12 protein-coding genes are annotated in these 10251 nt (G+C 72.7%); 5 read left to right on the top strand and 7 right to left on the bottom strand.

Annotated features, from left to right (window positions below):
- The 3 genes from KBX39_RS12250 to KBX39_RS12240 form a co-directional block, all read right to left on the bottom strand.
- On the bottom strand, nucleotides 1-637 hold a 637-nt coding region (locus KBX39_RS12250; RefSeq protein WP_210870521.1), incomplete at its 3' end, for an ABC transporter permease.
- Entirely contained in the window at nucleotides 627-1406 is a 780-nt protein-coding gene (locus KBX39_RS12245) for an ABC transporter ATP-binding protein (RefSeq protein ID WP_030503658.1), read from the bottom strand. The genes KBX39_RS12250 and KBX39_RS12245, both read right to left, overlap by 11 nt.
- Nucleotides 1403-2464 (bottom strand): ABC transporter substrate-binding protein, encoded by a 1062-nt coding sequence (locus KBX39_RS12240; RefSeq protein ID WP_064447905.1) that lies wholly within the window; start codon nucleotides 2462-2464, stop codon nucleotides 1403-1405. Before KBX39_RS12240 ends, KBX39_RS12245 begins: the two co-directional genes overlap by 4 nt.
- 148 nt (nucleotides 2465-2612) lie before the next feature.
- Here KBX39_RS12240 and KBX39_RS12235 point away from each other — a divergent pair, with 148 nt between their 5' ends.
- From KBX39_RS12235 to nudC, 3 genes are read left to right on the top strand one after another with little or no spacing between them, the layout of a single operon-like run.
- Complete coding sequence (locus KBX39_RS12235; RefSeq protein ID WP_064447904.1) at nucleotides 2613-3923, top strand: pitrilysin family protein; 1311 nt, start codon at nucleotides 2613-2615, stop codon at nucleotides 3921-3923.
- Nucleotides 3920-5248 (top strand): pitrilysin family protein, encoded by a 1329-nt coding sequence (locus tag KBX39_RS12230; RefSeq protein WP_210870518.1) that lies wholly within the window; start codon nucleotides 3920-3922, stop codon nucleotides 5246-5248. The genes KBX39_RS12235 and KBX39_RS12230 overlap by 4 nt, the downstream gene beginning before the upstream one ends.
- On the top strand, nucleotides 5245-6192 hold the full coding sequence (gene nudC / locus KBX39_RS12225) for an NAD(+) diphosphatase (RefSeq protein ID WP_210870515.1): 948 nt from the start codon (nucleotides 5245-5247) through the stop codon (nucleotides 6190-6192). Before KBX39_RS12230 ends, nudC begins: the two co-directional genes overlap by 4 nt.
- A 195-nt stretch (nucleotides 6193-6387) precedes the next feature.
- Here nudC and KBX39_RS12220 read toward each other — a convergent pair whose 3' ends face one another.
- The 3 genes from KBX39_RS12220 to KBX39_RS12210 form a co-directional block, all read right to left on the bottom strand.
- Nucleotides 6388-6657, bottom strand: a complete 270-nt coding sequence (locus KBX39_RS12220; RefSeq protein WP_064447902.1) for a hypothetical protein — start codon at nucleotides 6655-6657, stop codon at nucleotides 6388-6390.
- A gap of 197 nt (nucleotides 6658-6854) precedes the next feature.
- On the bottom strand, nucleotides 6855-7094 hold the full coding sequence (locus KBX39_RS12215; protein WP_069087338.1) for a DUF397 domain-containing protein: 240 nt from the start codon (nucleotides 7092-7094) through the stop codon (nucleotides 6855-6857).
- A gap of 71 nt (nucleotides 7095-7165) precedes the next feature.
- A complete protein-coding gene (locus KBX39_RS12210; protein WP_030503665.1) occupies nucleotides 7166-8146 on the bottom strand; it encodes a helix-turn-helix transcriptional regulator in 981 nt (326 codons plus the stop codon).
- 205 nt (nucleotides 8147-8351) lie between these two features.
- Between KBX39_RS12210 and KBX39_RS12205 the strand changes: the two genes are divergently transcribed.
- Nucleotides 8352-9605, top strand: a complete 1254-nt coding sequence (locus KBX39_RS12205) for an MFS transporter (RefSeq protein ID WP_210870512.1) — start codon at nucleotides 8352-8354, stop codon at nucleotides 9603-9605.
- A 56-nt stretch (nucleotides 9606-9661) separates the two neighbouring features.
- Here the strand turns inward: KBX39_RS12205 and KBX39_RS12200 are convergent, their stop codons facing one another.
- Nucleotides 9662-9904, bottom strand: coding sequence for a mycoredoxin (locus KBX39_RS12200; RefSeq protein WP_043328458.1), 243 nt, complete (start codon nucleotides 9902-9904; stop codon nucleotides 9662-9664).
- Nucleotides 9905-9995: 91 nt separating this feature from the next.
- Between KBX39_RS12200 and KBX39_RS12195 the strand changes: the two genes are divergently transcribed.
- Nucleotides 9996-10251: UvrD-helicase domain-containing protein (locus tag KBX39_RS12195; RefSeq protein ID WP_210870509.1), on the top strand; the 256-nt coding region annotated here is incomplete at its 3' end.

Below are 10251 nucleotides of genomic sequence, written 5' to 3'. Positions count from 1 at the left end.
CCACGATGGCCGGCAGCGCGGCCGGCGCGATCACGTACCGGTAGAGGTTGAGCCCCCGGGCGCCGAGGTTGCGGCCGGCGCGGACCAGCAGCGGCGGCACGTAGTCCACGCCGTGGATGACGCCGTTGGCGACCGACGGCGCGGCGCCGAGCACCACCACGAAGAAGATCGCCTGCTCGCTGAGCTGGAACAGCAGGATGGCCAGCGGGAACCAGGCGATCGACGGCATGGTCTGCAACGCGGTGATCATCGAGCCGAGCGCGGCCCGGAGCACCTTGACCCGGGCCACGCCGAGGCCGAGCAGCAGGCCGACCGCGACCGCGGCGGCGAACCCGACCGCCGCCCGCCGGGCCGTGGTGGCCAGGCCCTCCCAGAGCGCCGAGCTGAGCAGGTACTCCCCGAGGTCGCCGAAGACCACGGCCGGGCCGGGCAGCGCCCACGGCTCCTTCCACCCGGACCAGACCACCGCCTGCCAGATCGCCACCGCGAGCGCGAGCGCGGCGAGCTTGGGCCAGGTGGCCGACCACAGGCGGCGTACCCGGGACGGGCCCTTCTCCCGGCCGGCGATCTCCAGCGCGTCGAGCCCGGAGATCTCCGCGTCGGCCCGCGCCGACGCGGACAGGGTGTCACTGGCCATGCCGGCCCACCTCCTTGCGCAGCCGGTCGGTGACCTCGGCGGCGATGGCCGAGACCTCCGGCGAGTCGATCCGCCGGGGGCGCGGCACGGCGACCTCGGTGGAGTAGATGATCCGGCCGGGCCGGCTGGAGAGCAGCACGATGCGGTCGGCGAGCCGGGCCGCCTCGCGGACGTTGTGCGTGACGAACAGGACGGTGAGCTTGCGCTCGGTCCAGATCCGCTCCAGCTCGTCGTGCAGGATGTCGCGGGTCATCGCGTCCAGCGCGCCGAACGGCTCGTCCATCAGCAGCACCGGCGTCTCCAGCGCGAGCGTGCGGGCCAGCGCGACGCGCTGCCGCATGCCGCCGGAGAGCTGGTGCGGGCGCTTGCGGCCGAACTCCGACAGGTGGACCGTGCGCAGCAGCTCGGCCACCCGCTCCTTGCGCTGGTCGCGGGGGAGACCGCGCAGCTTCAGCGGCACCTCGACGTTGCCCTCGACGGTGAGCCAGGGGAACAGCGCCGGCTCCTGGAACATGAGCCCCGGGTTGACGCCCTCGCCCAGCTCGATGGTGCCGCCGCTGGCCCGGTCCAGGCCGGCGACCAGGTTGAGCAGCGTGCTCTTGCCGCAGCCGGACGCGCCGACCATGCAGACGAACTCGCCGGGCGCGATGTCCAGGGATAGTCCGTCCAGCGCCAGGACGGCCTGGTCGCCCTGGCCGTACACCTTTGTGACGCCGCGCAGCGCGACCGAGCCGGTCGCGCTGCGCGGGGTCGTGGTCGTCGACGTCACGGCTGGCTGACCTCGGCCTTGCCCTGCGCCTTGAGGACCTCGTTGAGGTACTTGAGGTCGTACAGGCCGTTCAGGTCGACCGGCTGGGTCAGCCCGACCGCGACGGCGTGGTCCAGGCCGGTCTTCAGCGAGGCCGGGATCGGGTCGTTTGTGAACTCCAGCGTCGGCCAGGCCTGCTTGATCAGCTTGAGGTCCAGCGGCTTGCCGGTGATCTTGCCGATGTGGTCGGAGATGGCCTGCTGCGCCTCGTCCGGCTTGGTGTTGACGAACTCGTTCGCCGCGACCTGGCCCTCGACCAGCTTCTTCACCACGTCCGGGTGCGCCTTGAGGAACTTGGTGCTGACCAGCAGGTTGGTGATGACGAACTTCTTGTCCGGCCAGAGGTCACGCTCGTCGACGAGCACCTTGCCACCGGCGTTGACCAGCCGGGAGACGAACGGCTCGGGCACCCATGCGCCGTCGATGGCGCCGCTGCCGAACGTCTCGATCGTCTGCGCGTTCTCCTGCGGCACGATCTTGACGTCGCCGCCGCCCTCCTTGGTGGTCTCCAGGCCCTTCTCCTTGAGCCAGAAGCGCAGCGCCACGTCCTGGGTGTTGCCGAGCTGCGGAGTGGCGATCTTCTTGCCGCGCAGCTGCTCCACCGAGGTGATGCCGGGCTTGACCACGAGCGCGACGCCGCCGGACGCCGCGCCGGAGATGACCCGGACCGCCTCGCCCTTGGACTTGGAGAAGGCGTTCACCGTCGGGTTCGGGCCGATGTACGTGGCGTCGAGCGCGCCGGAGAAGACCGCCTCGATGGCGGCCGGGCCGGCGTTGAAGGTCTTGGTGTCCAGCTCGACGTCGCTGCCGAGTTTCTCCTTGAAGATCCCCTTCTCCACGCCGACCACGGCCGGGGCGTGCGTGATGTTGGGGAAGTAGCCCAGGCGCAGCGTGACCGGGCCGGACCCGCCGGCGGCGTCGCTGTCCTCGCCGCAGGCGGCGGTGGTGCCGAGCGTGGCCGCGCCGACCGCGGCCAGGGTCGCCAGGGTGACCAGGCGGCGCAGGGGAAGCCCTCTCATCGAATGTCCAATCCGCAGTATTCCTATTTAGTTGGTAGGAAGAGTGGGGCAAGTGGCCGCCGGCGTCAAGACCCGTCCCGCAACAGTCCACCGTTCGGCCAGGGCACACCGGCGATAGAGCCGGTACGGAAGCGCTAATGTCGATCTCGTGTCCACGCGGAGAGCGAAGATCCCAGCGACGAAGTACCCGGCCGAACGGTTCACCCTCGACAACGGCCTGCGTGTGGTGCTCACGCCGGACCGCAGCGCCCCGGTCATCGGGGTGGCTGTGGTCTACGACGTCGGCATCCGCTCCGAGCCGGAGGGACGCACCGGCTTCGCCCACCTCTTCGAGCACCTGATGTTCCAGGGGTCGGAGAACCTGGAGAAGCTGGCCCACTTCCGGCACGTCCAGGGCGCCGGCGGGACGTTCAACGGCTCCACCCACCTGGACTACACCGACTACTTCGAGACGCTGCCCGCCAACGCCCTGGAACGCGCGCTGTTCCTGGAGGCCGACCGGATGCGCGGCCCCCGGCTGACCGAGGAGAACCTGCGCAACCAGGTCGACGTGGTCAAGGAGGAGATCCGGGTCAACGTGCTGAACCGGCCGTACGGCGGGTTCCCCTGGCTGACGCTGCCCCCGGTGATGTTCGACACCTTCCCCAACGCGCACGACGGCTACGGCTCCTTCGACGACCTGGAGTCGGCGACAGTGGCCGACGCCGCCGACTTCTTCCGCCGCTACTACGCCAGCGGCAACGCCGTACTGGCGGTCAGCGGCGACATCGACGTGGCCGAGGCGACCACGCTCATCGAACGGCACTTCGGCGACGTGCCGGCCCGTCCCGCCCCGCAGCGGCCCGACTTCGCCGAGCCCGACCTGACCACCGAGCGGCGCAGCACGTACACCGACGCGCTGGCCCCGCTGCCGGCGGTGGCCGGCGCGTGGCGCGTGCCCGACCCGGTCGACGACTTCGCCGGCTACCTGCCCTACGTGGTGCTGGCCGAGGTGCTCACCGACGGCGACGCGTCCCGGCTGGTCGAGCGGCTGGTGCAGCGCGACCGGTCGGTCACCAGCCTCGGCGGGTACGTCGGTTTCATGGGCGACCCGTTCGACGTGCGCGACCCCACCGCGCTGCTGCTCCAGGCGCACCTGCCGCCCGGCGGCGACGTGGACAAGGTGCTGCGCACCATCGACGAGGAACTGGACCGGCTGGCGACCGACGGGCTGACCGACGGAGAGCTGGCGCGCACCCAGGCCCGGATGGCCACCCACCTGCTGCGCGACACCGACGCGGTGCTCGGCCGGGCGCTGCGGATGGCCGTGCTGGAACAGCAGCGCGGCGAGCCGGGCCTGCTCAACGAGCTGCCCCGGCTGGTCGGCGCGGTGACCGAGGACCAGGTCCGCGCCGCCGCCGCCACCCTGCGGCCCGAGCGCCGCGCGTCCGTCGAGGTCGTCGCCGGAGGAGCCCGATGACTGCTACTACTGTCCGGCCGCTGCCGGCGCTGCGCCCGAACCGCCGCCTCAAGGTGCCCAAGCAGGCCGAGCGCACGCTGCGCAACGGCCTCACCGTGATCGCGGTACGCCGCTCCGCCGTACCGCTGGTCGAGCTGCGACTGTGGATGCCGTTCGGGCGCACGCACCTGGCCCGCGGCGCGATGCTGGCGCAGACCATGCTCGCCGGCACGCAGGCGCACAGCGCCACCGAGATCGCCGCCGAGCTGCAGAAGGTCGGCGGCGGACTGACCGCCGGGCTCGACCCGGACCGCTTGATGCTCTCCGGCGCGGGCCTGGTCACCGGCCTGGACCGGATGCTGGAACTGCTCGCCGAGGTGCTCACCGGCGCCAACTACCCGGCCGACTGGGTGGAGACCGAACGGGACCGGCTGGTCGACCGCATCCAGGTCGCCCAGAGCCAGCCCTCGCACCTGGCCCGAACCGCGCTGCTCAAGCGGGTGTACGGCCGCCACCCGTACGCCGTGCAGACCCCCGACCCCGACCAGGTCCGGGCGGTCCGGCCGGCCGCGTTGCGCCGGCTGCACGCCGAGCGGGTACACCCGGCCGGTGCGGTGCTCGTGCTCGTCGGCGACGTGGCGCCGGAGCGGGCGCTGGACGCGGCCGAGCAGGCGCTCGCCGGCTGGCGCGGCGACGGCCACGTCGCCGAACTGCCGCCCGCGCCGCCGCTGGAACCCGGGCCGCTGCTGCTCGTCGACCGGCCCGGCTCGGTGCAGTCCTCGGTACGCCTCGCGCTGCCCGCGGTGCCGCGCACCCACCCGGACCACGCCGCGCTGCAACTGGCGAACCTCATTTTCGGTGGCTACTTCTCCTCCCGCTGGGTGGAGAACATCCGCGAGGACAAGGGCTACACGTACGGGCCGCACTCGCTCGTCGAGCACTCGGTGGCCGGTTCGGTGCTCATCGCCGGCGCCGAGGTGGCCACCGAGGTGACAGCGGCGGCGCTGGTGGAGACGAACTACGAGCTGGGCCGGCTCGCCACGGTGCCGCCGAAGGTCGACGAGCTGGAGCAGGCCCGCCAGTACGCGCTCGGCACGCTCCAGCTCGGCATGTCGACCCAGGCCGGGCTCGCGTCGCTGACCAGCGCGTACGCCGGCAACGGGCTGCGGCTGGACTTCCTCGCCGAGCACGCAGCCCGGCTCGCCGCCGCGACTGTGGACGACGTGGCCGAGGTGGCCGCCCGCTACCTGGCGCCGGCCCGCGCGGTCACCGTCGTGCTCGGCGACGCCGAACGGGTGGCCGACTCGCTCGCCGCGCTGACACCGGTGCGTACGGAATCCGCGTGAGCGGCGAGCCCGCGCCGCCGCTGGCCCGGTCCACGCTCGACCGGGCCGCCCACCGGCGTACCGACCCGGCCTGGCTGGCCGAGGCGTGGGAGCGGGCGCGGGTGCTGGTGCTCGACTCCACCGCCGAGGGGCGTGCCCTGGTCCGGGGCGTGGCGAGCCCACCCGAACTGGTCCTGGTCGGCCCCGGCGACCTGCCCGAGGTGCCCCGGTCGGTGCCGATGTTCCTCGGCGTCGAGCCGGACGGCGTGCCGGTCTTCGCGGTCGACGGGCCGCTGCCGGCGCTGCCGGAGACCCGCCCGGCGCACCTGCGCGAGGTCGGCCATCTGATGACCGACCGGGACGCGGGCCTGTTCACCACCGCGCTGGCGCTGCTCAACTGGCACCTGCGGCACGGCTACTCGTCCACGACCGGGAAGGCGACGCAGGCCGACGAGGCCGGCTGGTCACGGATCGACCCGGGCGGCGACCGGGTCTGGCCGCGTACCGACCCGGCCATGATCGTGCTGGTGCACGACGGCATGGACGGCGCGGACGGCCGCTGCCTGCTCGGCAACAACGCGGCCTGGCCGCGCACCCCGGGACAGCGCCGCTACTCCTGCCTGGCCGGATACGTCGAGCCCGGCGAGTCGGCCGAGGCCGCCGTGCTCCGCGAGGTCCGCGAGGAGGTAGGCGTCCCGGTCGAGGAGATCGCGTACGTGGGCAGCCAGTCCTGGCCGTTCCCCGGCTCGCTGATGCTCGGATTCCTGGCCCGCGCCGACGCCGACGCGCCGATCCGGGTCGACCTGGCCGAGATCGCGCACGCGCGCTGGTTCACCCGCCGGGAGATCGGGGCCGCGCTGGCCGGCGAGCCGGTGCCGGTGGGCGGGGGAGACCGGCTGATCCTGCCGCCGCCGTCGTCGATCGCGCTGTTCCTGGTGCACCGCTGGCTCGACGGCCACTGCTGACCCGCCCTGGTTCCGCCCGCCCGCCCGTCGGGTTGGGGCGTTTCGGCTGGCGGGCGCAGGGCCGGGCGGGCACGGTCCCGGCCCGGACCGTCGTTGCCGCGACGGTCGCGGGCCGGGAACACGGGCCGTCGTGGCCGGGTGAGGCGATGATCGGCGGGGGAAGCCGGTCCGGCCACGACGGACGTCAGCGTCCGGTCATCCACCGTGCCAGCGGTACGGCTGCCCCGGTGCGGGCTCCTCGATGGGCAGCACCTTGACCCGGTGCCGGCCGGCGCGTACCGCCCCGACGGCGGACAGCGCTCGGGCGAGCAGGAGCGCGGCGTCCCGGTCCTCGGCGTGGACGACCTGGCGGCGGGGTTCCGGCGTGCTCGTCTCGTCCCGCAGGCGGCCCCCACCGGCCCAGGCGGCGGCGATGTCGGCGTCGGCGGCGGTACGGATCTCGGTGCGGACGATCAGGAACCGCATGGTGTCCCCCGGAGAGTGGACGGTTACCCGCTGGAACTTCCACGTCACTCCCGCGTCATGTTACGCCGATGTGTCCTCCCGACAAGTGGAACGCGCCACCTCGACCGATCGGGGGATGCCAGGTCAGCACCGTTGTCGGGGCCGGACACGCGAGGGGGCCGCCGGCGTGACGCCGACGGCCCCGAACGTTCGCCGGATCAGTCCAGATCGAACTGACCGTTCTTCGCTCCGGCGAGGAAGCCGAGCCAGCCGGCCCGGTCGAACAGCAGGACCGGCCCGCTCGGGTCCTTGCTGTCCCGCAGCGCCATGGTCGCCGGCCCGGTGCCGAGCGGCGCGACCTCCACGCAGTTGGAGGTCTGGCTGCGGGTGCTCTTGCGCCAGGCGGCGCCCACGAGCTGTCCCGAGAGGGCGGTCGTGCTGGTACGGATCTTGTTCATGGTGCTTGCTCCTGGTGAGGTGCTCCGATGGGACCGAGCGACGCCGGAGCGCGGGCGGTGTCCCTACCGGATCACCGCTCCGTGGTGAGGCGCCCCGAGTCCCGGCGGCGCTGGGTCGGCGCCGTTGCCGGCCCGTACACCGCCGTGGACTCGACTGCCGTGCCGGTCAGCCGTCCTGTCGCCTCGATCAACCAGGAGAGGGTGTCCGATGCGGAGAGTGCCGACGAGCATAGCCACTCGAACACCACTTTATAGCGATTTAGGGTGTTCACCTCGGTCGACATGACGTCGGTGAACCCACCTTCGATGGCCAATGTCTCCGGATCGAGCGGATCGGCGAACCGGTAGACCGAGAACGCGGTCGGCGGAAGGTACCAGTCGCCGACCCGGGTGTCCCGCAACAGCAGCAGCAACGTCACGTTCGGGAGCAGGGCCATCTCGCACAGGTGGACGAGCTGATCGTGCAGCACCTCCGGCGGGCCGGCCCGCCGGCCGAGGGCGGCCTCCTCCAGCACGGCCGTGTACCGGGGCACGTCGGGGGAGCGGGTCAGCAGCGACTGGCGGGCCTGCCGCGCGCGTACCTCGGTCTCCGGGTCCTCGTGCTCCTGGTCGCCGGCCTGGGCGGCGACCTGCGCGGCCGACATGATCCGGTGCCGGGCGTACCCCGGCGTCTGCAGCAGCCCCGGGACCAGCACCGGGTTGTACTCGGAGATCTCCGCGCAGCCGGCCTCCAGCTCGGCGAAGGCGCGCTGCTGCTGGGTCATCACCGGGAAGTTGCGCAGCCAGCCGCGCATGTCGCCGGCCTCGTGGGTGATGCCGGTCAGCTCCGCGCGCTGCTCCTCGTCGGCGCCGTAGAGCGTCAACAGCACGTCCACGTCGTCCGGGTCAGGCCGGCTGCGGCCGTTCTCCAGGCGGGACAACTTGGATGCGGAGGCCCAGCCGATCCGCTCGATGACCTGGTCACCGGTCAGACCGGCCTGTTCGCGGAGCCGGCGCAGCTCGATGCCGAGTCGACGGCGGCGCAGAATCGGGCCTGGTACGGCAGGAGGCACGGCGTCCTCTTTCCCGTCGACCGTCGCAGGACGCGACGGTAACTGTATGAAATTCGCCCCCCACGGTCAGTATGGACGTCGCGACCGGCGTCGGAGGTTCCGGCACGGGCGTGTCACGAGACAAAAAGAGGACTGTGGAGGGTGTCTTCACCAGCGCCCACCCCCGACGCGCCCCTGGTGGCGCACCCCTGCCGGAGGCAACCCGATGCGCACCGTCCTGCGCCGCCCCGACTTCCGTCTCCTCTTCGCCGCAGTGGTGGCGAGCATGGCGGCGGAGTCGGTGCTGCTGCTCGCCCTGGCCGTCTGGGTCAAGGATCTGACCGGGTCGGACAGCATGGCGGGGGCGACCATCTTCGCGGTCATCGCACCGATGGCCCTCGCCCCGCTCGTCGGCTGGGTGGTCGACCGCTACCGCCGGAAACCCTTCTTCATCGCCGCCAACCTGGTCGCCGCGGCGCTGCTCAGTCCGCTGCTCACGGTCCGGGACCGCTCCGACGTCTGGGTGATCTACGTGGTCGCGGCGTTCTACGGACTGTCGTACATCACCCTCGCCGCCGTGCTCAACGGACTGATCCGGCATCTGGTTCCGGCCGAGTCGCTGGCCGACGCGAACGGACTGCTGCAAACGGTCCGGCAGGGCCTGCGGCTGATCGGGCCGCTCGCCGGGGCGGGCGTCTACGCCGCCGTCGGCGGCTGGCTGCTCGCCGTCCTGGCCATGACCGGATTCCTGGTGGCCGCGGCGGTGGTCGGCCGGCTGCGGGCGCAGGAGCGGGAACCGTCCCGGTCCAGCCGCCGCGGGCCGTCCGAGCTGAGCGCCGGGCTGCGCCACCTGACCGGCGAGCCGGCGCTGCGCCGGGCGCTGCTCGGGTACGGGCTCGGCTCGCTGGTGATGGGCTTCACCGAGTCGCTGATCTTCGCGTACGTCGACCTGGGTCTGCGCCGCGAGGCCGCGTTCGTCGGCGTGCTGGTCATGGTGCAGGGCGTCGGCGGCCTGGTCGGCGGCCTGTTCTCGGCCGCCGTGGTCCGCCGGTACGGCGAAGTCGGGGCGCTGGCCGCCGGGGTGACGTTCTTCGGACCGGCCGCGCTGGCGCTCGCGTACCCCCGGTTGTGGCTCGGGGTGGTGGCGCTGCTGCTGGCCGGCCTGTCGCTGCCGCTGACCATGGTGGGGTTGAACACGCTGATCCAGCGGCGGACGCCGCCGCGGCTGCTCGGCCGGGTCACCGCGGCGTCGGAGGCCCTGGTCAGCGGTCCGCAGGCGCTCTCCATCGGCACCGGCGCGCTGCTCGTCGGGGTGTTCGACTACCGGCTGCTGTTCGCAGTGGTCGGGGCGGTCACCACGGCGGCCGGTCTCTACCTGTGGCGGGGCCGCGGGCTGAGCGCGCCGGTCGCCGGGCCGGTGCGGATTCCGGGGCCCCGGAAGCCGGCCGACGACGGCGTGCTCAGTCGGGGCGGCTCCTGAACGACGGCGAGCGGCCGTACCGGGTCGGGTACGGCCGCTCGCAGTGTCGCGGGAGATCAGCCGGGCAGCGCGGCCAGGTGCTGCTTGACCTGGTTGATCGAGGGGTTGGTCAGGGCGCTGCCGTCGGCGAAGCGCAGCGTCGGGACGGTCTGGTTGCCGCCGTTGACGCTCATCACGAAGTCCGCGGCCGCGGGGTCCTGCTCGATGTCGACCACCTCGTACGCGATGCCCTCCCGGTCGAGCTGCGACTTCAGCCGGTGGCAGTAGCCGCACCACGGGGTGGAATACATCGTCAGCATGGTCTGGTCCTCCAAGGGGTGGCTCGCGCCCGGTCCGATCAGGCCAGGCTAACCGCTGCAACGTCACACGATGCTGGGATGATTCCCTGCTGTGGGCGTTCACTCAGGTGCGGAACGGGTGCTGGCCGGGCTGGATCCGGAGCAGCGGTCCGCGGTGACCGCCCCGGCCGGGCCGGTCTGCATCCTGGCCGGCGCCGGCACCGGCAAGACGCGGGCGGTGACGTCGCGGATCGCGTACCGGGCGCTGACCGGCGACATCGCCGGCCGGCACGTGCTGGCGGTCACGTTCACCGCCCGCGCCGCGGCCGAGATGCGCAGCCGCCTCACCGTGCTCGGCGTGCAGGGGG

Source organism: Micromonospora sp. D75, assembly GCF_018070405.1.
Classification (GTDB): domain Bacteria; phylum Actinomycetota; class Actinomycetes; order Mycobacteriales; family Micromonosporaceae; genus Micromonospora; species Micromonospora chalcea.
The sequence above is the reverse complement of the archived record's forward strand: the minus strand, read 5'-3'. Positions and strand labels throughout refer to the sequence as shown.

Excerpts from the sequence above, each read along its gene's own strand:
- KBX39_RS12205 (WP_210870512.1), top strand. The coding sequence starts at position 8,352 with ATGCGCACCGTCCTGCGCCGCCCCGACTTCCGTCTCCTCTTCGCCGCA.
- KBX39_RS12220 (WP_064447902.1), bottom strand. The coding sequence starts at position 6,657 with ATGCGGTTCCTGATCGTCCGCACCGAGATCCGTACCGCCGCCGACGCC.
- KBX39_RS12240 (WP_064447905.1), bottom strand. The coding sequence starts at position 2,464 with ATGAGAGGGCTTCCCCTGCGCCGCCTGGTCACCCTGGCGACCCTGGCC.
- KBX39_RS12200 (WP_043328458.1), bottom strand. The coding sequence starts at position 9,904 with ATGCTGACGATGTATTCCACCCCGTGGTGCGGCTACTGCCACCGGCTG.
- KBX39_RS12230 (WP_210870518.1), top strand. The coding sequence starts at position 3,920 with ATGACTGCTACTACTGTCCGGCCGCTGCCGGCGCTGCGCCCGAACCGC.
- KBX39_RS12215 (WP_069087338.1), bottom strand. The coding sequence starts at position 7,094 with ATGAACAAGATCCGTACCAGCACGACCGCCCTCTCGGGACAGCTCGTG.